At 62.3% G+C, this 25,408-nt stretch carries 16 protein-coding genes; 10 read left to right on the top strand and 6 right to left on the bottom strand.

Going from position 1 to position 25,408, the window contains the following annotated elements:
• Positions 1-65: 65 nt before the first annotated feature.
• Positions 66-1,739 carry a S41 family peptidase gene (locus ACVWYF_RS19015; RefSeq protein WP_457070989.1) on the bottom strand — a complete coding sequence of 558 codons (1,674 nt, stop codon included), beginning with the start codon at positions 1,737-1,739 and terminating at the stop codon, positions 66-68.
• A gap of 431 nt (positions 1,740-2,170) precedes the next feature.
• Here ACVWYF_RS19015 and ruvX point away from each other — a divergent pair, with 431 nt between their 5' ends.
• The 3 genes from ruvX to ACVWYF_RS19000 all read left to right on the top strand — a co-directional run bounded on the left by ruvX (position 2,171) and on the right by ACVWYF_RS19000 (position 4,441).
• Entirely contained in the window at positions 2,171-2,596 is a 426-nt protein-coding gene (gene ruvX, locus ACVWYF_RS19010) for a Holliday junction resolvase RuvX (protein WP_457070987.1), read from the top strand.
• Positions 2,597-2,685: 89 nt separating this feature from the next.
• A complete protein-coding gene (gene def / locus ACVWYF_RS19005; RefSeq protein WP_457070985.1) occupies positions 2,686-3,294 on the top strand; it encodes a peptide deformylase in 609 nt (202 codons plus the stop codon).
• 202 nt (positions 3,295-3,496) lie between these two features.
• Entirely contained in the window at positions 3,497-4,441 is a 945-nt protein-coding gene (locus ACVWYF_RS19000) for a zinc dependent phospholipase C family protein (protein ID WP_457070983.1), read from the top strand.
• 49 nt (positions 4,442-4,490) lie between these two features.
• Here ACVWYF_RS19000 and ACVWYF_RS18995 read toward each other — a convergent pair whose 3' ends face one another.
• The gene (locus ACVWYF_RS18995) at positions 4,491-5,408 is read right to left on the bottom strand and encodes an ion channel (RefSeq protein ID WP_457070981.1); all 918 of its coding nucleotides are present in this window, start codon (positions 5,406-5,408) and stop codon (positions 4,491-4,493) included.
• A gap of 174 nt (positions 5,409-5,582) precedes the next feature.
• On the opposite strand from ACVWYF_RS18995, the gene ACVWYF_RS18990 reads away from it, so the two are divergent.
• Complete coding sequence (locus tag ACVWYF_RS18990; protein WP_457070979.1) at positions 5,583-5,957, top strand: DMT family protein; 375 nt, start codon at positions 5,583-5,585, stop codon at positions 5,955-5,957.
• Between the two features lie 11 nt (positions 5,958-5,968).
• On the opposite strand, the gene ACVWYF_RS18985 is transcribed toward ACVWYF_RS18990, so the two are convergent.
• Positions 5,969-7,459 (bottom strand): hypothetical protein, encoded by a 1,491-nt coding sequence (locus ACVWYF_RS18985; RefSeq protein ID WP_457070977.1) that lies wholly within the window; start codon positions 7,457-7,459, stop codon positions 5,969-5,971.
• A gap of 248 nt (positions 7,460-7,707) precedes the next feature.
• Here ACVWYF_RS18985 and ACVWYF_RS18980 point away from each other — a divergent pair, with 248 nt between their 5' ends.
• The 5 genes from ACVWYF_RS18980 to ACVWYF_RS18960 all read left to right on the top strand — a co-directional run bounded on the left by ACVWYF_RS18980 (position 7,708) and on the right by ACVWYF_RS18960 (position 14,098).
• Positions 7,708-8,382 carry a response regulator transcription factor gene (locus tag ACVWYF_RS18980; RefSeq protein WP_457070975.1) on the top strand — a complete coding sequence of 225 codons (675 nt, stop codon included), beginning with the start codon at positions 7,708-7,710 and terminating at the stop codon, positions 8,380-8,382.
• Positions 8,383-8,462: 80 nt separating this feature from the next.
• Positions 8,463-9,830 carry a HAMP domain-containing sensor histidine kinase gene (locus ACVWYF_RS18975; protein WP_457070973.1) on the top strand — a complete coding sequence of 456 codons (1,368 nt, stop codon included), beginning with the start codon at positions 8,463-8,465 and terminating at the stop codon, positions 9,828-9,830.
• A gap of 217 nt (positions 9,831-10,047) precedes the next feature.
• Complete coding sequence (locus tag ACVWYF_RS18970; protein WP_457070970.1) at positions 10,048-10,881, top strand: efflux RND transporter periplasmic adaptor subunit; 834 nt, start codon at positions 10,048-10,050, stop codon at positions 10,879-10,881.
• 7 nt (positions 10,882-10,888) lie between these two features.
• Positions 10,889-11,554, top strand: coding sequence for a response regulator transcription factor (locus ACVWYF_RS18965; protein WP_457070968.1), 666 nt, complete (start codon positions 10,889-10,891; stop codon positions 11,552-11,554).
• A 234-nt stretch (positions 11,555-11,788) separates the two neighbouring features.
• Entirely contained in the window at positions 11,789-14,098 is a 2,310-nt protein-coding gene (locus tag ACVWYF_RS18960) for a patatin-like phospholipase family protein (protein WP_457070966.1), read from the top strand.
• 91 nt (positions 14,099-14,189) lie between these two features.
• On the opposite strand, the gene ACVWYF_RS18955 is transcribed toward ACVWYF_RS18960, so the two are convergent.
• Complete coding sequence (locus ACVWYF_RS18955; protein WP_457070964.1) at positions 14,190-14,900, bottom strand: alpha/beta fold hydrolase; 711 nt, start codon at positions 14,898-14,900, stop codon at positions 14,190-14,192.
• Between the two features lie 393 nt (positions 14,901-15,293).
• Between ACVWYF_RS18955 and ACVWYF_RS18950 the strand changes: the two genes are divergently transcribed.
• Complete coding sequence (locus tag ACVWYF_RS18950) at positions 15,294-15,848, top strand: RNA polymerase sigma factor (RefSeq protein ID WP_457070962.1); 555 nt, start codon at positions 15,294-15,296, stop codon at positions 15,846-15,848.
• Between the two features lie 54 nt (positions 15,849-15,902).
• Here ACVWYF_RS18950 and ACVWYF_RS18945 read toward each other — a convergent pair whose 3' ends face one another.
• Positions 15,903-16,823, bottom strand: coding sequence for an NAD(P)/FAD-dependent oxidoreductase (locus ACVWYF_RS18945; protein WP_457070960.1), 921 nt, complete (start codon positions 16,821-16,823; stop codon positions 15,903-15,905).
• Positions 16,824-16,972: 149 nt separating this feature from the next.
• The gene (locus tag ACVWYF_RS18940) at positions 16,973-24,439 is read right to left on the bottom strand and encodes a right-handed parallel beta-helix repeat-containing protein (protein WP_457070958.1); all 7,467 of its coding nucleotides are present in this window, start codon (positions 24,437-24,439) and stop codon (positions 16,973-16,975) included.
• Between the last annotated feature and the right edge of the window lie 969 nt (positions 24,440-25,408).

The following is a 25,408-nucleotide window of genomic DNA, read 5'->3' as shown; positions in this document are numbered from 1 at the left end:
GGATGGAGCCGTGAAGTTACGGAAAAGGGCGTAAGACGACCCCTCTGCATCCTGAATTCCCCATCCTACTTCCCCAGTAACGCCAGTTGCGCGGTGCTGTCGCTCACCACATGCAGGGCGCGCTGCAATTCGGCATCCTGCTCCCGCAGCACGGTGTAGTACGCCACGTTGCCATAAGCGCTACGGGCAATATAGGCCTTGAGCTGGTTGCGCAGCAGCGGTGCGCAGCGGCGCACGGTGGCCACGTCGGTCTTCACGCCATCCTGAGCGGCCTGGGCAGCCAGGCTCAGTAGCTGGGCATCGGTGACGCGGAAGGTGGCGTTGAACTGCTCAAAGCGCAGGCCTTCCAGCTCAGCCTTGTGGCTTTGGTAGAAGTTTAGGGCGAAGGCGCGAGCCACGCCGTGGCTCAGAAGCTTGGTGTAATAAGTGGAATGGGCCACCGAATCGCGCGGCACGAACACATCGGGCATGATGCCGCCGCCGCCGTACACGGTGCGGCCGTGGTCGGTGCGGAATTGCAGGGCCTTGAAAAAGTGGATGCTGTCGGCCGATTGCAGTTCGCCGCGGGCCGAGCGCCCGCTCAGTTCGGCGCTGTACTCGGCGTAGTTGGCCCCATAGGGTTTTTGAATGGAGCGGCCGGCGGGCGTGTAGTAGCGGGCAATGGTGAGGCGCAGCTCACCGCCGTCGCTCAGGACAATAGGCTGCTGCACAAGACCTTTACCGAAGGTACGGCGGCCCACCAGCGTGGCGCGGTCGTGGTCCTGCAGCGCGCCGGCCACCACTTCGGCCGCCGAGGCACTGCCTTCGTCCACAAGCACCACTAGGGAGCCTTCCTCGAATTCGCCGGCCACTTTGGCGTAGGTCTGCGAGTCGTATTGGTCGCCCTTGCCATCGGTGTACACGATTTTGCGCGAGCCGGCGATGAACTCATCCGCCAGACGGGTGGCGCGGTCGAGGTAGCCGCCGGGATTGCCGCGCAGGTCCAGCACGAGGCGGGTGAGGCCCTGCCGACGCAGGTCGGCCAGGGCGGCCTTGAATTCGTCGTAGGTATTGGAAGCGAAGCGGCTCACTTTGATGTAGCCCGTCTGTTCGTCAACCAGATACGCGGCATCAATGGAGCTATTGGGAATGCGGCTGCGGGCAATGCTCAGCCGCAGGGGCTGGCCTAGGTGCCGGCGGCGCAGCTCGATGGCCACGCTGCTGCCCCGGGGGCCGCGCAACAGCTGCGAGAGCTGCCCGGACGTGAGGTGTGCGCCCGATACGCGCTTACCACCGATGCTCAGAATCTGGTCGCCGGGCTGCACGCCAGCCTGCTCAGCCGGGCCACCGCTGAGCGGAGCCACCACTGTCACGGTGTCGCGGAAGGCATTGAATTCGACCCCGATGCCGTCGTAATCGCTTTGCAGGAAGGCATCAGTTTTTTCGCGGTCGCGGGCCGGGATGTAGACGGAGTGTGGGTCGAGCTTTTCCAGCATCTGGACCACGGCGTAGTCGGCCAGGCCTTCGGTGTCCACCGAGTCGGCGTAGTCGCGGTCCACGTAGCTCAGGATTTCCTTGAAGCGCAGATAGCCCCGGGCCGTAGCGTCAGGGTTTTCCGACGAGGGCCGGAAGGGGTTGTTGGCTACCAATACGCCGCAGCCCATGGCCAGCACCAGCAATAATGCCTGCCGCAACCAGCCGCGCCGCCGGGGGCCGGCGGGCACACCAGTTGTCTGGTTAGCAGGGATAGAAGTGGGCATGAGCAATAAGAGTAGCGTTAATAATCAATAGGATAACCTTAGATGGAATTCAAAATTATTGAAATTTTCCCAGTTACAAGCCCGGAAAGGTAGCCATTCCTGAATTTCATAAATTTATCCAATAATTTACAATAAAAGGGCAAATTATCGATGTTTTTACTGGCAAATTACAATTCACACTTTCCGGATACACCTTTTTAAAGAGAATCAAATTTATGATTTTACCCATAATTTTTCGGATGAGTTTCGTTCAGCTCAGGTATTTGCCCGTCGGACAGGTCTCTTTCCGGTGCGAGCGCGGCGGCAATTGGAACACGGGTCAACTACGGCCGGGGCTGCCCGGCGGATTGGGACCTTTCGGCCCGCCGTATCTTTGCACTGGCCGCAACGGCTGGCTCTTTTCACTTTCTTCGTTTTTACAATGCCGTCCCATGGGTCGCATCCTCGCCATCGACTACGGAAATAAGCGCGTGGGCCTGGCCGTGACCGACCCGCTTTGCATGATTGCCTCGCCGCTGGAAACCATTCACAGCAAGGATTTGCTGACCTACGTGAAGGCCTACCACCTGCGCGAGCCCCTGCGTGCCGTGGTGGTGGGCATGCCGCGTACGCTGCTGAACGAGCCCACCGATGTGACCAGCGCCGTAGTGGGACTGTTGCGCACGCTACGCCGGGAACTGCCCGAGCTGCCCATTCACGAACTCGACGAGCGGTTTACCTCGCGTATGGCCCACGCCACCATGCTGGCTGGTGGGCTGGGCCAGAAGGCACGGCGTGACAAGGCCACCGTGGACCGCATCAGTGCCACCATCATTCTGCAATCATTCCTCGAATCGCCGCTCATGCGGGAAGTTTAAATTAATGGTTAATTATTAGTGGTAAGTGGTTAATTTTCAAAACCAGCCGCCATTAAGCATTGACCACTAAGCATTAACCATTAAAAAAGATGATTTATTCCATTGTTGCCATCGGCGACCCCGTCCTCAAGACTAAAGCCAAAAACATTGCCGCCGACCTGCCAGCGGCCGAGTTGAAGCAGCTTATTGCCGACATGTACGAAACCATGTATTCGGCCAGTGGCGTGGGCCTGGCCGCGCCCCAGGTGGGCAAGGCTGTGCGCCTGTTCGTGATGGATTCGGGCCCGATGGTGGACCTCGACGAAGAAGACCTGGCCGACCTGGAAGAGGGCGAAGTGCCCGAGCCGTCCGTGAAGCGCGCCTTCATCAACCCCCAAATGGTAAGCGAAACCGGCGAGGAATGGGGCTTTGAGGAAGGCTGCCTGAGCATTCCCGGCGTGCGCGAGCTGGTGACGCGCCACGCCGACATTGTGTTGCGCTACGAAGACGAAAACCGGCAAATGCACGAGGAAGCGTTTTCGGGCATGGCCGCCCGCGTCATTCAGCACGAGTACGACCATTTGGAGGGCATTCTGTTCACCGACAAGCTCTCCGGCTTCAAGAAGCAACTGCTGAAGGGCAAGCTGGCCCGCATCAGCAAGGGCGACGTGCGGCACGAATACCGCATGCGGTTCGTGGGCGACGGGCGGCGGCGGTAAGACAAATTCAAGCGCACAAGCCCGTCATGCTGAGCGCAGCCGAAGCATCTCTACCGCACAAGTAGTTGATTTACTATTGCGGTAGAAATGCTTCGGCTACGCTCAGCATGACTGTTTTAACGAATCCCGATTTAGTGAACTCCGGAGTTGGTTCCGTACCTTGTTCACCGTGAAAAAATACGGCTACCTGCTCCTAATTTGTTTGCCCCTACTCTTCGTTGCCCGTCAGGCGCAGGCGTGGGGCTTCTTCGGCCACCGGCTGCTGAACCGGCTGGCAGTGTACACGTTGCCACCGGGCATGATTGGCTTTTACAAGGCCAATATCGACTACCTGACGGTGAATGCCACGCGGCCCGACTCGCGGCGCACGGTGGTGCCCGGCGAAGCCCCCAAGCATTTCCTCGACGTGGACCGCTACGGCGACAGCGCCGAGTTTAAACTGCCGCGCAAGTACGCCGACGCCGTGGCCCGCTACGGCGAAGACTCGCTGTTGCGCCACGGCATCGTGCCCTGGAACGTGGTGAGCATGAAAAACCAGCTCACCGCTGCCTTCAAGGCCAAGGACACCGACCGCATTCTCAGCCTCTCGGCCGACCTGGGGCACTACGTGGCCGATGCCTGCGTGCCGCTGCACACCACCCGCAACTACAACGGCCAGCTCACGGGCCAGCGCGGCATCCACGGGCTGTGGGAATCGCGCCTGCCCGAGTTGCTGAGCGCCGACTACGACCTGTTCAGCGGCAAGGCCGAGTACCTGGAGCGCCCCAGCGACGCGATTTGGGCGGCCGTCATCCGCTCGCACGCGGCCGTCGATTCGGTGCTGCGGTTCGAGAAGCAACTCACCGCTGAGTTCGGCGACGACCAGAAATTTGGCTACGAGCAGCGCGGCAGCCAGACGGTGCGGACTTACTCGCGCGATTTCAGCAAGGCCTACCACGCCCGCCTCAATGGCCAGGTGGAGCGGCAGTTGCGCTACGCGGCGGCCCTCATCGGCGACTTCTGGTTCACCTGCTGGGTCGATGGCGGCTCGCCCGATTTAAGTAAAATGACCCGCCAGCCTTCGGAAACCGAAAAGCAGCGGCTCGACCGCGAAGCGCGGGAAACGGCCGCCGCCCCGGTGATGGCCGCGCCCGGACACGATGAGTAACGCTGCGCTTGGTGAGGAATGAGGAATTTCGGCTTTAGTTGCCAATTCCTCATTCCTCGTTAAGCGCCAGCGTCATGTGCAGCTGGTCTAAGTCCATCACGGCGATACCGTCTTCGCCCACTTCGTAGGCGCGGATGAAGCGGCGGTGCCACTCAATCTCGTCGTGGGTGTAGGAGTTGCGGGCGTGTACGTCCTGGGCGAAGGTGTCGTCGTAGGCTTTGAGCTGGATGATGATTTCGGTATCGAGGCGCTCGTAATCAGCAGGTAGCAGGCCGTGGAGCGGGCTTGTGGGGGTGATGTCATGCACGATGGTCCAGCTCAGGGGGAAGAAGCTGATGGCATCACGTTCGAGTGGTAGCAAGGCATAAGTCTGGTCGTTGGTGGCGGGGTCCACGGTTTTGAGCAGCACGCGGGCCTGCAGGTTGATGAGGATGTTGTTGCGCTGGTTGGCGATGCGAAACTGCAGGCAGGGCGTGCCATCGGGCCGGCGGCTGATGATGGCCGTGCGGCTGAAGTGAATGCGCGCCGTGGGCCGCGAAAACCGCCCGTACAATAAGCCTGTGGCCAGTGCGAACGTGAGCACGCCCACCAGCGCCTCCACGCTGCTGAGGAAACCGGTGGCATTGGTGCCGGGGTAAACATGCCCGTAGCCGACGGAGGTAAAAGTCTGGATGGAGAAAAACAGGGCGCTCAGGAAATCCTGGACGGCCCCACGCGGGGCGGCCACCCCGGGCAGGTCTTCGAGGCCCAGTGCCATGAAGGCCAGCGCAAACGCCACGTTGAGCACCGTGAAAAACACCACGACCAGCCCAATAAACGGCCACCATTCCATCTGGATGAGCCACTGATAGGGGTCGTGGCGATGCGGGCCGCCGCGCCGCCGCACGTTGAACGAGCCGTCGTGATTGATGGCCCGCAGGGTGCGGCGCGAGAATTTTTCGCCGATACCGGGGTCGAGGGTAGGCATGAGGTGGGGTGGTGGGGTGACGTATGACGACAAATTAACGTCATGCAGAGCGCAGCGAAGCGTCTTGCCCGCTTCGTTGCAACGATTGGATTACTTGCGCAGTAGAGATGCTTCGACTATGCTCAGCATGACGTTCACGCATCCACCAATTTACCACCCCAACAGCCCACTTCCATGAAAGGCGTTTATTCCCTGCTGCTCCTCACCATCTCCAACCTATTCATGACGTTTGCCTGGTACGGGCACCTGCATCTATTCAAAAAAATGGCTTGGTTTGCCAAATTGGGCTTATTCGGCGTCATTATGGTGAGCTGGGGGCTGGCGTTGTTCGAGTACGTGTTTCAGGTGCCGGCCAACCGGCTGGGGTTCGAGGAGAACGGCGGGCCATTCAGCCTGTTTCAACTCAAGGTCATTCAGGAGGTGATTACGCTCACGGTGTTCACGCTGTGCGCGGTGTTTGTTTTCAAAACCGATAAGCTGGGCTGGAACCACGTCGTGGGGTTCATTCTGCTGGTGGCGGCCGTGTACGTCATCTTCAGGAAATGGTAGCCAGGGCACGACTACTGCGTTTTCAGCACCCGCAGCACTTCCGTGCGGCCCTCCTGCGCAAACCGCAGGTGCAGCGTGTACACGCCCACGGGCAGGCCGGCGGTGGGCAAAGTAAGTTCCCGCGCCCCCGCGGGCTGCGGCGCGGCGGCCACTGCCCGCACCGGGCGGCCCAGGGCATCGTGCAGGACCAAGCCCACGGGCTGCGGGCTGGCCAGGGTGAATGCCACCTTGATTTCTGCACCAAAGGGATTGGGGAAAGCAGCCGTGGTGCTGGCCGGGCGGCTGGCGCGCACGGGCAGCAGCTGCGCGAAAGTGGTGAGCTGGCCCCAGGTTTCGGTGCCCTTGCGGTAGCCGATGAGCACGGTGGTGTCGGCAGTGAAAAAATTAAGGTGCTCTTCCCGCGTTTTGCCCAAGCCGGCCCCCGTCCATAAATGATATCCAAAGTCCATTTGTTCAGCGTCGCGCAGGGAAACCGAGTCGGCAGCCGTTGCACACTGCATATAATCCAGGTGGCGCTGCACGGGGCGCTGCTTGAAACTGGCCGTGTGGCAGACCGGCAAGTGCATTCGGCCGACCGAAATTCCGGCTCCCGCAAACGGCTCCCATGAACTGGTGGGCTGATTAAGATGGTCGGTGGTGCGCGTAATATTCAGCGTCTGGACCACGGGCGCGCTCAGCACCGGCCCGCCGTAGCAGTTGCGGGTGAGCGTACGGCTTTGCTGCTGATAGCCCAGCGTGTTGCCGTCGGTGCTCAGCGTGCGGTTGATGATACTATCGCGGGTCCACACCTGGCTGATGCACCGCACCCCGGGAGCAAAGTCAAAAAAGCTCGTGGTTTTGCGCAAAAACACGTCGCCCGGCTGAAAATCATACACCGCAAAGGCTCCCAGCTGATTGGTGCCCAAACCCAGCTCCGGCAGGGCCGTGAGGGTGAGCGTGGCCTGTGGCAGCCGGGCATTGAGGTAGTGCCCCAAAGCCGGGCCACTTACCCAGCCGAAGCGCTTGCCGAGCGTGATAACGGCTCCATCCGATAGGAGGATGGTAGCCAGCGAATCGGCCTGCCCCAGCACCGTGCCCAGCGTGCGGGCCGTGACACTAGCGGTGAGGCCGGCGGTGGTCGCCGCCCACGCCTGCCCCAACGGGGTGCGCGGGCGGAGTGTGAGGGTGCGGCCGTTGGCGGCCGTGAGGACGTATTCGGCCCCGGGCCGCTGAGTTAGTGACGCGCCGAACAAGTTGTCGTTACGCAACATGTAATTGCCGCACTGGCCGGTATTTGGTAGAACGCGGCCCCGGCTGGCGCGCTTATCGAACAGAAACAGGGAATCGGTACCCTGTGCCTGCCGGCTGGCCAGGCGCAACAGGTGCGTGGTGTCGCCGGGGGTTGTACTGGCGCTGAGTTGGTAGCTGAGGCCGAAGCGAAAGGGCCGGTAAGCCTGCGCATGGGCCGTGCTGGCGCACAGGCCGGCGGCCAGCAATAAAACCAGTGAGAAAAAGTGTTTCATGTGTGGAAGAGGAAGGAATGATATGGGCAACGGGCGGGGCTGTCAGCGGTAGACAGCTGGCAATAAATGTATTAAAGAAAAATTAGCAGGGCGTTATTTGACGTTGGAGGACGCTGGATATTCAACTCCAAAACACCGGAAAGTTGCGCGGCAACAACAGCCTTTTCAGCAGGCGGGCACCGCTACGCGCCCTGGGTTACCCGCCGTGCCGACCTTTGGGTTCCGTGTCACCCCTCCCCTTTACGCCCATGAACATTCTGCTGGTTGAAGACGACCCCCGGCTTTCGGCCCTCATCAGGCGGGGGCTGGAGGAAGAACAGCTGACCGTGACCGTGGCCGCCGACGGCGAGCGCGGCCAGGAGCTGGCCCTCGCGCAGCCGTTCGACCTCATTATTCTCGATGTGATTCTGCCCCACCGCAGCGGGCTGGAGGTGCTGGACGCCATTCGGGCGCAGGATGCGCGGGTACCGGTGCTGCTGCTCACGGCCCTGGGCACTACCACCGACAAGCTTCAGGGATTCGGCAACGGGGCCGATGACTACCTGGTGAAACCGTTCGATTTTGCTGAGCTGGTGGCGCGGGTGGGAGCCCTCACGCGGCGCGGCAGCGCCCAGCCCCACGGTGCCCGCCTGGCCTTTGCCGATGTGCTGATGGACACGGCTAGCCGCACCGTGACGCGGGCCGGGCAGCCGCTACGCCTCACCACCCGCGAGTTTGGCCTGCTGGAGCTGCTGCTGCGCCACCCCGGCCGCGTGTTGAGCCGGGGCGAAATTGCGGAGCACGGCTGGGACGAGTCCTTCGACACGGGCAGCAACGTGATTGATGTGTACGTGAGCTACCTGCGCAAAAAGGTGGACCACGGCTTTGCAACCAGGCTCATTCATACCGTGACGGGCGCGGGCTACGTGCTACGGCAGGAATAAGTACGATGTGGGCGAACGTCATGCCTCGGCGACGCTCGGCATGACGTTCTTTTACGTACCCCAAACCCTCACCCCTTTATATGACCATCCGCAACCGCCTGACCTGGCTCTTCGTGGGCGTGGTGGCTTTTATTCTGCTGGGGGTGCTCACCACGGCGTTTCTGTTACAGTCCGACTACAGCCGGCGCGATTTTCGGCAGCGCCTGCGCGAGCGGGCGGTGGTGGCGGCCTACATCTACCTCGAAAAAGATGAGCTGCGCAGCTCAGCGTTTCAGGCGTTTCAGCAGCAGTTTCAGCGCACGCTGCCCGAGGAAATTATTCAGCTGTATGATGCCCGTGGCGAGGTGCGGTTCGTGCGCGAGGATGCCCGGCTCGAAGTGCCGCCCGAGGTGCTGGCCCGCATTCAGGAAGGGCACGAGGAATATTTTGGGGACGGGCCGCGCGAGGCAGTGGGCATTTTTTACCGCGACAACCAAGGGCAGTACGTGGTGGTGGCCGGAGCCGAAAACCAGTATGGCAATGGCCGCCTGCGCTACCTGGCCAGTATTCTGATTTCGGTATTCGTGCTGAGCCTGCTGCTGATTTATGCGGCCGGGCGGCTGTTTGCGGGGCGGGCCCTGGCCCCCATCGCCGCCCTCAACGACCAGATGGACCGCATCTCGGCCCACGACCTGCACCGGCGGGTGGCCGAAAACCTCTCGGGCCGCGAGCAGGACGAACTCTCGCGCCTCGCCCACACCTTCAACCGCTTGCTCGACCGCCTCGAAAGCAGCTTCGACGGCCAGCGCGCCTTCGTGCGCAACGCCTCGCACGAGCTGCGCACGCCGCTGGCCGCCAGCATCGGCGAGGCCCAGCTGGCCCTGGCCCGCGAGCGTGAGCCCGCCGCCTACCGCGCCGCCCTGCACGCGCTGCTCACCGACCTCACCCAGCTCAACGCCCTGCTCAACCACCTGCTGGAGCTGGCCCAGGCCGAAACCCCGCTGCCCGAGCACGACACCCGCATCCGCGTCGATGAGCTGCTGGCCGAGGCCTGCGCGGCCATTGCCCCCGCCCAGCGCCCCCGCCTGCGCCTGCACACCGGCCGCCTCCCCGCCGAGCCCGAGCAGCTGGAACTCACCGGCAACCGCACCCTGCTCAGCCGCGCCCTCATCAACCTGCTGGAAAACGCCCTGAAATATTCGGAGCCCAATCCAGTAGCTGTCGACCTTGAATACGAGCCCGGCGGCGTGCGCCTGCGCATCCGCGACGAGGGCATCGGCATTGCCGAGGCAGATTTACCGCAGGTATTCCAGCCGTTTTTTCGGGCCGGCAATGCCCGGTCGGTCACAGGCCACGGCGTGGGCCTGCCGTTGGCCCGCAAAATCATTGAGCAGCACGGCGGGGAGTTGGAATTGACCTCGCGGCTGGGCCACGGCACCACCGCGCTGGTGCGCCTGCCCACAGCGTAGCCACGTAGCGCGGACTTTGTAGTCCGCGGATAGTAAGTTGGTGGCAACGATTGAACTCGCAGACTACAAAGTCTGCGCTATTGCCTTCTTTCTAATCGTATTCTAATGACTTGCCGGTAGCCTTGCAGCAGTTTAATCACTGCCGCACTCCATGAACCTACCAAACCAGCCGCTTGCGAACCGTCGCAGCTGCTAAAATGCCTTCGCCCTCGCGGCCATGCTTGGGCTGCTGACCTTCCCCGCCTGCACCCCTGCCGACGCTGATGCCATGGATGAGCCCGCGCCCCAGGCAGTCGTAACCGAATCAAAAACGACCACGGCACCGGCCCCAGCCGAGTTGGTACTCAGCGGCGAAATCGCGGCCGATGCCAACCGCACGGCGCGGGTGTTTCCGCGCGTGGGTGGCCAGGTGCTGGCCGTGGGCGTGGATTTGGGCGATGAAGTGCGCCAGGGCCAGGTGCTGGCTGTGCTGCAAAGCCGCGAAATCGCGGAGCTGCAAAACCAGAGCACCGCCGGCACCGCTGACCTGGCCGTGGCCCGCAAGAATCTGGCCGTGGCCGAGGAATTATTCCAGGATGGCCTGGGGGCCGAGCAGGATTTGGTGCGGGCACGCGCCGAACTGGCCCGCGCCACCGGTACGGCCACCCGCAACCAGCGCCAGCTCGATACTTATGGCATGGGCCAGGGCGGGCAATATGAGCTGAAATCGCCGGTGGCGGGCTACGTTATCGAGAAAAACCTGGCGGCGGGCCTGCGCTTCAACGCCGCCAATGTGCCGGCCGCCTTCACCGTGGCCAACCTCGACAGCGTGTGGGTGATGGCCAACGTGTTCGAGGCCGACCTGCGCCAGGTGCGCCGGGGCCAGGCCGTCGAAATCACCACCCTGAGCTACCCCGACCAGCCCCTGCACGGCCGCATCAACCAGCTTTTTCACTTCCTCGACCACGAGAGCAAAGTGATGAAGGTACGCTGCACCCTGCCCAACCCCGGCCACCTGCTCAAACCTGGCATGCACGCCCAGGTGCGGGTGCGGGCCACGCCCACCAACTAAGCACGGCATGGCCATTCTCATCATCGAAGCCGAAGAACAACGCCGCAATTCCGTGCAGCGGTTTTTGCAGCGCGCCGGCTACGTCACCGACCTCGCCCCCACCCTGGCCGCCGCCGCCGCCAAGCTGGCCGCCCGCCACTACGAATTCGTGCTGCTGGCCCAGACCCTGCCCGACGGCGAAGGCCTCACGCTACTGCACGAAGCCCGCCGCCGCAGCTACCAGGCAGCGGCCTTCATCCTGCTGATGGCCACCGACGCGGTGGACGACCGCCTGCGCGGCTTCGCCGCCGGGGCCGACGACTGCCTAGCCCGCTCCACCACGCTGCTGGAGCTGGAACGGCGGCTGCGCAGCATTGCCCGGCAGCGGTTTGGGCGGCCCCGACCGCGCATCTGCTTCGGGGCGGGGTTTGAGCTGGATTTGGCGGGCCGCCGCCTGCGCCACGGCCCGGACGCAGTGGATTTGAGCCGTTCGCAGTTCGATTTGCTGCACCATTTGCTGCGGCACCGGGGCCGGCCCCTCACCCGCGAGCAGCTGGGCGCGCACATCGGCAAAGGGGCCGAGGGCTCCAACTACATCGACGTACACATCAGGAACGTGCGCAAGGCGCTGGCCCGCTTCGCCCCGCCCGATTTCCTGCAAACCGTGCGCGGCATCGGCTACCAGGCGGCGTAAGCTTTGTCATTCCGCCGCCGGAGGAATCTGAAGGTTAACCAAACGGGTTTACTCCGATTCTTCCGGCGGCGGAACGGCAACATTATTTTTCCTTTACCATCTATTTATAAGTATTTTACCTAACGCTACTAGAAGCAAAATTCCCAACCACTTGAGCCGCAAAAACCCCACGGCCCGGCCCGGCGTACCAGCGGCAGCCGCATAATTCCCGGCGCTGGTTGTTATTTGGCTTCTATGGTCTACTTCTGCACTCGTTTACCGCTGGCTCTGCTGCTGGCGGCGCTTTCTATTTTCACCGCATCGGCCCAGAAAGTGGGCCTAGTGCTCAGCGGCGGCGGGGCCAAGGGCCTGGCCCACGTAGGCGTGCTGCGGCAGCTGGAGAAAAACCACATTCCCATCGACTACATCGTGGGCACGAGCATGGGCGCGGTGATTGGCGGCATGTATGCGGCCGGCTACTCGCCCGATGAGATTGAGCAGATTGTGCTCAGCCCCGAGTTTCAAAACTGGACCTCGGGCAAGGCGCTGGAAAGCAAAACGTTCAACTTCCTCACCGCCGAGCCGTCGCCTTCGGCCCTGCGCCTGGGCATTGCCATCGATTCCTCGTTCAAGGCCCGCATCAGCACCAACCTGGTGAATGATTTGAACCTGAACCTGGCCCTGGCCCGCCTGCTGGCCCCGGCCGGGGCCAGCAGCAACTACAACTTCGACAACCTGTTTGTGCCCTTCCGCTGCATGGCGTCGGAGGTATTTACGCGGCAGGTAGTGGAGCAGAAAAGCGGGTCGTTGTCCGACGCCATCCGCAACTCGATGTCGTTTCCGCTGGCGTTCCGGCCCATCCGCAACCTCGACGGCAAGTACTACTACGACGGCGCGGTGTACGACAACTTCCCCACCAACACGATGAAGAAAACCTTCGCCCCGGACATCATCATTGGGGTGAACGTGGGCGATGTGGCTTTCAAGAAATACCCGAAAAACGACGATGCCCTGCTGGCCAGCACCGTGGCCTTTCTGGGCACCAGCGTGGCCGATACGGGCAGCGTGGGTAAAAACGGCATCTACATTCAGCCCGATTTGGACGGCCTGGGCGTGGGCGATTTCGACCGCGTGAAGGACTTCATCGCCGAAGGCGACACGGCCGCCCGCCGCAGCATGGAAAAAATAAAGTCCCGCATTAGCCGGCGGGTAGACTCGACGAGCTTGCAGCGGCGGCGGCTGGCTTTTCAGGGCCTGGCCCCCAAACCGCGCTTCATTGAAGTGCAGGTGCATGGCCTGCGGCCTGACCAGAATACGTACGCGGCGCGGTTTTTCCCGCGCTCGGGCCGGGAGTATTCGCTCGATGACATTGCGGAGGGCTACTACCGGCTGGCTTCGGATGATTATTTCAAGAACATCTACCCGCGCATTCGCTACGACGCGGCGCGCAAGGGCTACATTTTCAGCGTCGATGCCCAGCGCAATAACAACGTGAGCACCGAGGTGGGCTTCGTGCTCAGCAACCGGCCGATTGATAACCTGTTTTTCGGGCTCGAATTTCGCTACCTGCGCAGGCTGCTCTACACCGCCTCGGCCGACGTGAGCCTGGGCCGCTTTTACAACGGCGCGCACGGCTCGTTCCGCATCAACGTGCCGGCCAAGCTACCGTTCTATTTCGAGCCCGAAGTGACCTACAACCAGTGGGATTTTCAGAACACGGCCGGCGTGCTGGGCCGCGGTGTGGTGAACACCCAGGTACGGCAGCAGGACACCAAGCTGGGCGGGCAGTTTGGCATCAGCCCCACCTACCGCAGCCGGCTATTGCTCGACGTGGCCACCTTCGTAACGAAGGACGAATACACCAACTCCAAGGAAATCAACACTTCCGATGTGCTCGACGCCACCGTGTTCCGGGGCGTAACCGGGGCGCTACGCCTGGCCCGCAACACCCTGAACCGCAAGCAGTACTCTACCAGCGGCCACCGCTATGTGTACACGCTGCGCGGCGTCACGGGTGCGGCAACTTACACGCCGGGCTCCACGGCCCAGCAGCCGGGCAGCTCGGAGCACCGCGAGTGGCTCCAGTTTCGGGCCACCGTGGAGCGCTATTTTTCGCTGAAGGGCGACCGCCACGCCTGGGGTTATTTCGGCGAGCTGATGGCCAGCAACCAGCCCACCTTCACCAACTACCGCTCGTCGCAAACCATCTCGCCGGTATTTGCGCCGCTGCCCGATTCGCGCACGCTGTTTATGGACACCTACCGCTCGGCGCGCTACGCAGCCGTGGGCGTGCGCTACACCCAGCCTTTCCTTAAAAAGCTGGAATGGCGCACCGAAGTATACGTCCACCTCAACGCGCAGCCGCTGGTGCAGGGCGACCAGCAGGTAGCCGTGCGCAAGTCGGGTTTCGACCGCCCCCGCGTGACGGCCAGCACGGGCCTCATTTTCCAGACGCCGGTGGGGCCGCTGGCCCTGCACGCCCGCTTCTACGACGACCCCTCCGAGCGATTCGGCATCTACGGGCACCTAGGCTACCTGCTGTTCCGGGGCCGGGCGCTGGAGTAGTAGCCTTACGCTGTCATTCCGACGCGGCAGGAATCTGGGTAAAACAGTTAAACGGCAATCCTCTGGTCCCTCCGGCGTCGGAATGACAGTTTTAGCCGAGTAGTACCCGGCGCACTTCGCCCGCTGCTTCCAGCGGCAGCAGGTGTCCGGTATTCGGCACCACCTCGAATGTGGTGCCGGCCGGCAGCAGCGGCAGCGTGAGGCGGCGCTGCGTGGCGGGCGTGATGGCCGTGTCGCCGTCGCCCACCAGCAGGTGGCAGGGCGCATTCAGCTGAGGCATCAGGGAGCTGATGTCCTCGCGGGCACCTTTCAGCAGCCAGGTGGCCCAGGCAGCTTCGGTGCTGCGCAGGTTATCGGCGATGACGTGGGCGCGCAGGGCGGTGGGCAATGGTTGGCGGGTGATTTTACGGAAGGTTTTTTCCGCCTCCTTGAACTTGCCATAGGCGGCAAGGGAAGCGGCCCGGGCTTTTTCCGACATGGGCTCACCGGCCGGCGGCGAGGGCGAGAGCAGCACCAGCCGGCGCAGGCCCGCCGGCTGCCGGGCGGCCAGCGCCAGCGCCATCTTGCCGCTCATGCTGTGCCCGATGAGGGTAAAATCCGTCACCTGCTGCTGCTGAATGTAGGCGGCTATCCAGTCGGCGTAGGCCCGCACCGAGTAGTCGAACCCCGGCGGCACCGGCTGCGCGCCGAAGCCGGGCAGGTCGGGGGCCAGGAAGGTAGTCCCGGGCAGCAGCGGGCGTAGCACGTCGTATTCGCGGCCGGAACCGGCCCAGTAGTGCAGGGCAATGATGGTGTGTGGCATAAAAAGTATCGGTGTGCAAGGCTGTACGGCCGGATGATGGCCGCCGCTGGAAATACAATGGCCGAAGGCGCGGCGCCACTGTGCCAAGGCTTTCCCGGCCGGCATTGCGCAGCAATCTTAATTCATAAAAATCACCGAATTAGTTGGTCGGCCAGGCGTGGGTTTGATTAGGCGGCAAGTTTTTCGGGCGCGCCGGTGCAATCCAGCTTTGGGAATGCGCCGTAGGTTCTGACGCCACTACCAATTAAGTCTTTATTTATTACCACCCCTCCACCCCTAGCCCCGCTCCTATTTCCGTATACATTACTATTCTGTTCCGTTTATCTTTCCTCCGGTGCCTGGCCCGCGTTACGGCTATTTAGCTATTAGCCAGGCATCTTCACCCTCCCCTGTATGACCTCACCTCCGACGTTGCTTCCCGCAACGGACGAAGACATTCTCGTGCAGCGCCTGATAGCGCGCGACGAGCAAGCCCTACGAGTGCTACACGACCGGTATTCCCGGAACCTGTTCACCGTTATCAACCGCTTGGTGCGCGATGATTCGCTGGCCCAGGACGTGTTGCAGGAGGGCTTGCTCAAGGTCTGGTTCAGCATCGACCGCTACGATGCTACGCGTGGCCGCCTGTTTACCTGGATGGTGCGGGTGTGCTGCAACCACGCTATCGATGCGATGCGCAGCCCCCGGCACCGTTTCAACAGCGGCACCAAGTCGCTGGAGGTGAGCGGCGCGCAACGGGCCCAGGCCCCCACTTCCTTTAACCCCGAGCACATTGGCCTGCGCGAACTTACCCTCAAGCTCAAGCCCAAGCAGCGCGAGGTGATTGACCTGCTCTACTTTGACGGCTGCACCCAGGTAGAAGCGGCGGAGCAGCTTGGCATACCGCTGGCCACGGTGAAAACCCGCGCCCGCGCCGCCCTGCTGGTGCTGTCCCACATGGCAAAGTGATTTTTTAATGGTGAGTGGTTGGTGGCGAATGTGTACCCGTACCACCAACCACCACTACCTCGGGCACTCCTCCCGCGTCAGGCTTTCGTTGATGACGATGGCGGCGTGGTTGCCCTCGGCGGCAGCCAGCAGCGCCTGCTGGGTGCCGGGGGTGGTATCGCCGGCCGCGTACAGGCCGGGAATGGAGGTATGCCGCTTGGAATCGACCCACACCGCGCCCTTGCTGGAGAGGCGCGCTCCCAGGTTAGCCGCCAGCGGCGTGCGCTGGTGCTGGGGCGCGTGCAGAAATAGCGCGGCCCGCTCCAGCTGGTCGCCATTGGCGAATTCGATGCAGCGCAGGTCGCCTTGCACGGAGCCAATGAGGCGGGTGATGGGCTCTTCCCGAATGCCGATTTTTTCGCGGCGCAGGCGGCGGCGGGCGTTGGGCGTGAGATGGCCGGGGCCATCGGTCACCACCATCACATCGCGGCTCCAGCGGCTCACCAGCAGGGCCAGGCCCGTCACGGTGCGGCCCTGGCCGTACACGGCCAGCGGCTGGTTGCGCACCTCCCAGCCGTGGCAGTACGGGCAGTGCAGCACGCCCCGGCCCCACAGCTCGCGGAAGCCCGGCAGCGGCGGCAGAATGTCGCTCACGCCCGTCGCCAGCAGCACCCGCCGGGCCATCACGGTGATGGGTGTATCGTCGGCGGTGCCGTGGCCGGTGGCCCGGAAGCCCTTGCCCTGCCGCGTGAGCGTATCGATGTGCAGGCACTGCACTTCCACGGTTTCGTAGGGGGCCAGTTGCTCCTGGCCCAGGCGCAGCAGCTCGGCCGGCCGGATGCCGTCGCGGGTGAGAAAGCCATGCACGCCGGGCGAGGCCGCGTTGCGCGGCGGCCCGCCATCGGCCACCAATACCCGCCGCAGGCAGCGCCCCAGCGTGAGGGCCGCCGACAGCCCGGCGCTGCCCGCGCCAATAATTAAGACATCGTATTCCATACCAAAAGCCCCAGTAAGGGGGCCGGCGGGGTTAACCTCAAAACCGATGCTCAGGTTATGACAACGCCTGGGGCTAACGCAAAAAAGGCCCTCCCCGCGTGGGGAGGGCCTTTTTACATGGTCGCCGGCCGGAGCCGGGGCCGCATCAGTTATTCCTTGATGAGGCGCTTGGTCAGGTTGATGGTCTGGCCGTTGCTCTGGCCGCGCACCAGCACGTTGTAGGTGCCGCTGGCGATGGTGTTCAGGTCCAGGGCGTGGGCCAGACCGGCTTCCAGCGTGGTGTTGAGCACGATGCGGCCGGTAGCGTCAAGCACGCTCACCTGGTAGCGGCCGGTGGGTAGCTGGCTCAGGTCGAGCTGCGTGCCGGTGGTGGCCGGGTTCGGGAACAGCGTGATGGCGGGCACCAGCGCGGTGGTGAAGGTCACCGGCCGCACGGGCGAGTAGCTCGTTTCGCCGTCGGTGTCCACCTGCTTGAGGCGGTAGTACACCAGGCCTTTGGCTTTCGGGCCGATGCCGGCATCGGTGAGGGCGTACTCGGTGGGCGTGGTTTTGCTGCCCTGGCCTTTCACTTCGCCAATCTTCACGAAGTCCGTGCCGTTGAGGCTGCGCTCCACGTCGAAGTGGTCGTTGTTCTTCTCCTGGGCCGTGTGCCACAGCAGCGCCGCATCGAGGTTTTTCACTGCCGAGGCCGTGAAGTCCGTCAGCTCTACCGGCAGCGGGAAGTCGCCGATGGTGTAGGAGTAGGTCAGCGTGTTGGTGCCGCCGTTGGCGTCGATGGTCGTCACGGTTATCGAGTAGGTACCGGACCGGATGGCCGTGCGGTCCAGCACGTAAATCTGACCCGTAGCGGCATCGAGGGCGAGGCCGGCGGCCAGCGTACCACCCGTCTGCACCACGCTGGTGAGGCCCCCATTGGCTGGAGTCGGGTTAACGGAGCGGTCGGCCAGGTACTTGCCGAAGGGCAGTGAGCCATCGGTGTTATACTTCACCGTGTTCACATCAATCAGGTTCACAACGACGTCGAGGTTCTGGTACTTCACCGTGCGACCCTTGGTAGCACTGCTCACGGCGGTCGATTTCTCGTCCTTGCCCACCGCGATGGTATACAGCGCCGGGGCCGAAGTCAGGCCGGGCGTATCCGTGGTGATGTAGCCGAAGGTTACGTTGCCGACATAGGTCGGGTCGGTGGCCAGGATGGTGCCGCGCGGGTTGAAGTACAGGTTAGCAATCTGAGCGGCCGTATAGCCTACACCGGCGAGGGCGGGCGTGGTGCCGGCGGCGTCCAGGTACAGGATGCCGGTGTTGGCGGCTGGCAGCGAGGTCAGCGTGTAGGTCAGCGTCGCGGTCTGGCCGGCATCAGCATCGGTGCCCGTGAGGGGCGAAATTTTGATGGGGCCGGCCGTGCTGCCTATGACACCGGTCAGGAAGCTGGGCAGCGTGTTCACCACATCGTAAGCCGTAGGCGTCTGGTCGACGGCGGTAGCGAAGGGCGTAGCCACCGTGTTGTTGCCGGTATTGGTATCGCCGGGGGTGCTGGCCGTGGCCGACACCGTGTAGCTGGCGTTGGGCGCGTCGAAGGATACGTAGTTCACCACATCGCCGGCCGGGGTCACGCTCATGGCGTTAATCAGCGGGAAGGTGATGGTGATGGTGCCGCCCGAGGCTGGGGCCTGGGTGCTGCCCGCCGGGAAGCTGATGTTAGTGGCAGTGGCCGGGATGGTCACCGTCTGGGTCACCACACCCGAGGGCGAAGGGCCGTTGTTGGCCGTTACCACGGCGTAGGTTACGCGGCTGCCCGTCAGGGCGGCAACGGGACCTTTCACGCTGGTCGTCACATCAACCTGCGAGGTCACGGTGAGGGTCGTGCTGTTGGCGTTGTTGGTGGCTACAGCGTCGGCCGTGGCCGAGGCCACGAACGAGGTGCCCGTTACCGTGCCGCTGGCCGGGGCCTTGAAGGTCACGTTGTAGCCTGTGAGGGCGGCCGCACCCGAAGCGAGCGAAGGCACCGTGTTCCAAGTTACCAAACCAGTCGTGTTGTTGTAGACGCCACCGGTGCCACCGGCCACGGTCACGCCGTTGCCACCATTGGCCAGGCCGGCCGGCAGTTGCAGGCGGGGTACCACATTGGTAGCCGTGATGCCGCCCGCCAGGTTGGTGAAGGTCGCGTTCAGGGTAACCGAAGCGCCGGGGAGTATCGTGCTCACACCACCTGCAATGCTGATGCTCGTGCTCAAATCGGCCGCGCCTACTACCGCAGTATTAGTAATGGTCGTGATGGCATCCGCGCGGTTGTTGTCGAGGTTGGTGTCGATGGTGGCGCTGCCTACCTGGGCCCGGGCTACGGGCACCAGCTGCGTCACATCGGGCATCTGCACCGTCACGGTGTTGGCTACACTGCCACCAGTGGGCAGGTTGGTTGCCGTGGCGAAGGTGATGAGGCCGGTCGTGTTGTCGTAGCTGGCACCGGCAGCAGTGCCGTTCACCAGTACCGTGCCACCGCTGGTGGTCAGGCCGGCGGGCAGTTGCAGGGTCGAAACGATGGAAGCCACCGGCACCGGGCCGTTGTTGGTCGTGGTCACGGCGAAGGTTACGGGGCTGCCGGCCAGGGCCAAAGCCGGGCCGCTCACGGCTACCGTTACGTCAGCAGCCGGCGTCACGGCCGTGATGGTCGTGGCCGAGTTGTTGGTGCTGCTGGTTTCGGTGGTCGAAGTGCGGACGCCGGCCAGCAGGGCCAGCTGGTTGCTGCCCGTAGTAGCGCCCGAGGGGTCGGTAATTACGCTGGCGGGCAAGCTGAAGGTGAGGTTATTCACCTGCCGGCTGCCGGCGGCCAGCGGGCTGGCCAGTAAGAAAGTGGCCACGCCCGTGGCATTGTCGTAGGTGCCGGCAGTGGTGCCGGCGAAGGTCACGCCGCCGTTGGCGTTCAGGCCAGCGGGCAGCTGCACCGTCTGCACCACGTTGAAGGCGGTGTTGATACCGGTGTTAGCAGTGGTTACGGCGTAGGTTACGGCCTGGCCGACGGTCGCGGTAGCCGGGCCGGCCAGCGTGGTGCTCACATCGGTAGTCGTGGTGATGTCCACTTTCACTTCGGCCACGTTATCGGCCGGCACGGGGTCGGCGTTGGCCTCCCGCACGGTGGCGGTAGCCAATACTGGGCCACTGGCCGGGGCCGTAAACTGAATAGTGAACGGCAGCGGGTTGGTGCCCTGCGGCGCGAGAGTGGCAATGTTAGTAAAGGTCACAATGCCCGTGGCCGAGTCGTAGGTACCGTTGCCTACCGTCACACCGGCGAGGCCGGCGGGCAGCTGCACTTGCTGCAATACGTTGGCAGCCGTGCCCGCGCCGCGGTTGCCGGCCACTACCGTTAGGGTAACGGTGGTGCCCGCGGTGGTCACCGTTTTGTCCGAGCTGATGGTGGTGTACACGTTGGCGGGGGTGCCCACGGGGGCAATTACCGTCGTGCTTACCGTGGCCACGTCATTTGAGCCGGCAGCGGGAGCCGTGTTGGTATCGCCGGGGTTAGCGGCACCCGGAGTAGCCGCTCCGTTGGCCTGCACGTTGGCCGTGGCGCTATAGGTGAAGGTAGTAGCCGGGGCCACCAAGGCGGGGGCCGCGAAGCTGATGGTGTTGGTCACCGTCTGGCCGATGGGCAGCGTGCTCAGGGTCGGGAAGGTTACCACCGTTTTGTTGGTGCCCGAGTTGTAGGCGGCCGTGCCGCCGTTCGAGATGTAGAGGCCGGTAGTGGTGCCATCGGCCGCCACGGTCAGGTTGCCATCAAACGTCACGGTCTGAATAACGCCGGGAGCCGGCGAGGCCGAAGCCGCCGCGTTGGTGGTACGCACCAAGTAGGTCACCAGAGCACCGGATACTACCGAGGCAGGTAGGCCGGCAGCATTTACCGAACCCGTGATGGTGGTCGACACGTCATACGAAGGCGTGATGTTTACCGTGTTGGTGGCGAAGTTGTTGGTACGGTTCAGCTCCGGGCCATTGCTGCCGGCCGTGCTGCCAATGTTGGCCGTGGCCGTAACCGGGCCGCTGGCGGGCGCTTTGGTGAAGTTGGCCACGTAGGTGTTCGTGGTATTGGCCGCCAGCGCGATGGCCGTTGGCGTGAAGTTCACCAGGCCCGTCGCATTGTCGTAAGTGGGCGTGAGGCTGGCCGAGCCGTTGATGGTGAAAGTCACCAGGCCGCCATTGCTGGTGAGGCCGGGCACGAGTTGCAGGGTCTGGGTCACGTTGCTGGCCGCAATGGCGCTGGCATTCTGGGCCGTTACGGTGTAGCTCAGGGCGGCACCGGCCGTCACGCTGCCGTTGTTGGCGGGCGCGGTGATGGCAGTTACCAAATCCAGCACCGGCGTTACCGACACCGTCAGGTTAGCCTGGTTCGATACCACGCCTTCGCTGTTGCTGATGACGTAGGGAATGGTCACATTGCCCGTAAAGGTCAGGTTGGCCGGCGTGAATTTCACCGACCCAACGGCGACGCCTACCGTGGTGAACGTGCCCTGGCCGGCCACCGTGAAGGTGGTAGCCGACTGCCCGGCGATGTTGTTGGGGTTCAGATTGATGGTCGTGCCCACGAGCGAGCCGTCAGCCGGAGTGTCGTTGGCAATGGCGCTGAAGGTGATGGGCGCGGCCGGGTTGGCCGTGGTCGTGGCGAAGTCGTTGTTGGCGGTGGGGGCTGCCAGCACCGCAGCAGTACCCGAAAACTCCGAAGTACCCTGGTTGCCGTTGGTGAGCGTGGCCAGGGTGGCCGTGGCGGTCAGCTTGGCGTTGGTAGCATTCAACTCAGTCAGCTGAGCAGCCGTGAGCGACGAGAGCGGGATGGAGAAAGTGAAGCGGCGCTGGCCGGTTTCCGTGCCTTGGTTCAGGCCGTTGACGTTGGCGGCATAAGTGCCCGTGCCCGCGTCAGCATCCGCCGCCGAGCCTTCGGTGCGGCTGGCCAAGTACGTCTTGCCTTCACCAAAGCCCGGGGTAGTCGTGAAATTGTCCGAGACGTAGATTTCCACTACCGAGTTGGCCGTGGCAAAGCCCGTAATCACCAGGTTACCGTTGCGGATGGTGGCCGACTGAATAACCGGGGAGTTGAACAGGCCATTGCCCGACGCGGTAGCTCCCGTGCCGTCGGCATCGCCCGAGTCGTTCAGCGTCACCCCATCGCCCTGGTAGGCGGTGCCGCTTGCCACCGCCAAATCAATCGCTAAGTCGCCGTTGCCAAAGAAAGAATTCTGCGAAATCACATTGTTCACCCCTTGCAGCACCGTAATACCGTCGCCGATGTTGGCCGTGAACGTGTTGTTGCTGATGGTATTGTTAGAGCTGTTGCTTCGAATACCAATGCCCGCCGTTTGGCCGTTGCTCGAAAGCTGGCCGTTGTTTTTGAACAGGTTGCCGGAAATCGTGTTGCCATCGTTGGCCCCGGCAATAAAGTCGATGCCGTAGCCGGCATTGTTCAGAAACTGGTTATTGGTGATGGTGTTGTTGGCTGAAGTAGTCAACTCAATACCATCCGAATTATTGGCCAGGGCATCGCGAAACACGTTACCCGTCACCGTGGCTCCGCCGACCCCGTTGATGCGCATATTGGCCCCGTTGTTATTCATGGTGTTGTCCTGCACCACCGCGCCCGTTGCCAGAATGCTCAACGCCCCGGTCGTGGAGCCGCCCGTCGCCAGCGTACCCGTCAGCCCCAGACTGATGATGCTGGCGTTGGTGCCCGTAGCCGCTACGGTTAAGCCACTCTGTCCGTTGAAGTTTACGATTACTTCCGGGCCGGTAGTCACTTCGGCTATCGGCAGGCTGGTGTTGCCGTAGAGGGCCGTTTGCGTAAGACCCGTGATGGTGGTGTTGGCATCGGTGATATTAGGGAGTGTCGTGCTCAGCATAATGGTAGCCACACCGCCGCTGGCGGCACCACCGTTCACGCCGGAACGGGTGCCCGCCGGAATGGTCCCCGTCGTGCGTCCGTCGCTAATCATGAAAATGGAGGCTTCCTTGCCGGCCGTTTGGCCCACCTGCGCCAGGCCGGCGTTGGTCAGCGTGTTGCTGTTGGTGATGAACTGCCGCAACGAGCCCTGGCCGGCATCGTTGGTGTTCACCACCAGGTCGAAGTTGAAGCCGAAGTCTTGGTTGGTAAGGCCCGAAGTGGTCACGGCCAGCGTGGCCAACGATTCCGGCGTGGTGGTTCCCCCGCCGGGTGTCAGGGCCGTCAGGGTCTGGGCGCCGGTATTAGCGGCAGCATCCGTTTTGCTGGGTTCCTCGCCCCCAACGCGGGTAGTAGTGCCGTTATACGTTTGCACGGCGGCCTCGGTGCTCACGCGGTAGCCGCCCGCAGCGGTGGTGAAAGTAGCACCCGGGCGGCCCGACGTAACCGAACTGTTTAACACCCGCACCTTGTAGGTCGCGGCGCTGGGCACGTTGAACGAGTAGTTGCCGGAAGCATCCGTGATGGTGGAGCCCAGGTAAACGTTGGCATTGCTATAAAGCTCAACCAGCACACCCGGCCGCAGGCTATATCCTGCCGCAGCGGCATAAGCGCGGCCCGAGCCGCCGCCGTAGTTGGCGTCTTCATACACCCGGCCGCTCAGCACTATTGGCGTTACGGCGATGGATGCGTTGGCCGTGTTGGGGTTTTGGTCGGGGGTTTCGGCGGTAGCCGAGGTAATGTTGGAAGTAGCCGCGACCGACCCCGTAGTGGGGGCAGTGAAGGTGATGGCCGAGCTAAAGGTGGAATTGGCCGCCTTGGCCGTGGTTCCGGGGTACTCTACCCGGAAGTTGGCCGGGTTGTAGACGCCGCCGTTGGTGGCCGCTATGTTGGTCAGGCCCGCTGGCAGCTGCACATAAGGGGTGGTGTTGCCCGCGATGGCCAACTCGCCGGTGTTGGCAAACGTCACGTTGAACTGGGCAGTGGTACCGGCCGTTACCGGCGAAACGGCGGCCAGGGTCGTGGTCAGGTCGGCCTGGGCGCACCAGGAGATGGTATTGATACCAATCGTCTGCTGCCGGGTAACGTTGACGGCGTAAGGATAGGTGTTGAAATAGGTAAGGACCAGGCGCTGCACCGGCGTGCTGAACGTAATGGTTACGTTGGCTTTGGTGTCGCCCGCCGCAGCCGCAGCCGTTCCCTGCACCGTATTAGGACTAACAAACTTGTTGTCGGCCCCGAAGGCAAAGTTGGCAGCCGTCAGCGTGGCTGCCGTACCGCCCGATTGGGTAGGAAAGCCGTCCAGCTTGAGGTTATCGGTAAAGTTGGTGGTGGGGTCCGAATCCAAATCCTGGATAACAAACGACAGGTTACTAACCGGCCGCGTGAAGGTCAGGGTAATGGATGCCGTATTGGGGTCCGTATTCTGGCTGTTTTCCTGCCATATCAACGAAGTCCCGCTCAGGTTACCAATCGTACCGACCGCGAAAGTGCGAACGGTGGGCGAAGTCGAGTTGTAGCCGCTGTAAGTGAAACTGGTGCCACTAATTGTCTCAGTGGTAGTCTTTCTATCACCAGCAGTCGCGGTTGTGTAGTCGAGCGTATTCGTCTGGGCACATTGGGCCTGCGCGGTTCCCGGTCTGAGCAACGCGGTCCACGCCAGCAGCAGCAGAAGGAGTCGTAAGAGAGGTTTCATAAGAAATGGGGAAGGGTATTAAAAAAGTTTATTGTTAGTAAGTCGTTGTTTTTAAAGCAAAAAGCTATATTGCTCAAGGGGTATTTCGTCTTTTTAACTGGTTACAAAACTATCCCTGAAGCAGAGGCAGAGGAAGTGAACTTCGACCAACCCAGCATCATTCCGGACGAAAGTGGGATTTGACCCCTATTAAAATCAGGAAGCATCATATGCGGATGCGGGCAAAACAATTTATACTTATAAAAATCCTAAATCGTAAGCTAATCTTGAAAATTAATCACATATAAGCATCGTTATTTATTCAGGCGGCCGGCCTTTGGGAAAAGCATTTTTTTCGATTCCAAACCTGCATACGCACCTGAATTTTTGGCTTACCTCTATTCCAAAAAACGTTCATTCATGCTACAAAGGCATATTTTGAGGCTTTTGTGCATACGAATTCAGCATCAGTATCGGATTGCCAAAATGAGTAATTGCATCAAACCGCAACAATAAGTTCACCTATCGGCGGTTTCTTGGCAATAATTTTATTATAAGATAAATTACATTTACTCATCATGCCGGCTCTGAGCTTACAGGGTTGCATTAGCATCTGGCAACGGTGGACTGGCCGGGCACTCAACTGGCAAACGGGCCGGCAGAGGCGGCCGGGCGAAATTTACCCGGCCGTCTCCGCCGGCCCGTTTGCGCTATGGTTTTGTTCTATTCGCCTGGTGTCAGCCCTACCCGCTGGCGCTCGCCAGTTGCCAGAGCGGCTAGTTGAAACCCACGGCGTTGGCCATTTCTTTCAGCGGGAGGCGCAGGCGGTATTTTCAGAAGTGGGTGGGGCGGCCGGGCACGCCGATTTGCGTCTCATGCGGGGTGGCGCGGCGCGGGTGCCGGGCCGATGCCCACAGGCGCTTGCAGTGGCGGGAGAAGCCGGCTATTGCCAGGCTTCATACTTATAAAAACAATATTTTTTCTTAATTA

It is taken from the genome of Hymenobacter sp. UYAg731 (genome assembly GCF_054061335.1).
The sequence above is the reverse complement of the archived record's forward strand: the minus strand, read 5'-3'. Positions and strand labels throughout refer to the sequence as shown.